Origin of the sequence: Pseudomonas sp. SIMBA_067, assembly GCF_046534675.1 — a bacterium.
Lineage (GTDB): Bacteria > Pseudomonadota > Gammaproteobacteria > Pseudomonadales > Pseudomonadaceae > Aquipseudomonas > Aquipseudomonas putida.
The window spans coordinates 1-241 of sequence record NZ_JAWRYH010001208.1; the positions used below are offsets into that span (position 1 = coordinate 1).

Genomic DNA, 241 nt, shown 5'->3' on the forward strand with positions numbered 1-241 from the left:
GGCGTATAGACGTATTCGGTCAAGCCGCCTTCGGCATCGACCTGTGCGATCTTGCGGCCGGCCGCGTCGTGAAGATGATGCACGCGCTGTCCGACCGCATCGATTTCCATGCGCAACCGGCCTGCGGCATCATAGGTGTAGCCGACCTGGGACAGCAACACGTCCGCCGCGGATTCCGCGACTGCCACCAGCTCTCCCGCCGCATTGAAAGTCGACGTCCGTGTAAGACCGTTCGCGAACG

Annotated in this window: 1 protein-coding gene; it reads right to left on the reverse strand. The window is 63.1% G+C overall.

The genetic code is table 11. The features are described from left to right. On the reverse strand, positions 1–188 hold a 188-nt coding region (locus tag SB765_RS33125), incomplete at its 3' end, for an RHS repeat domain-containing protein (protein WP_410932961.1). Positions 189–241 lie beyond the last annotated feature (53 nt).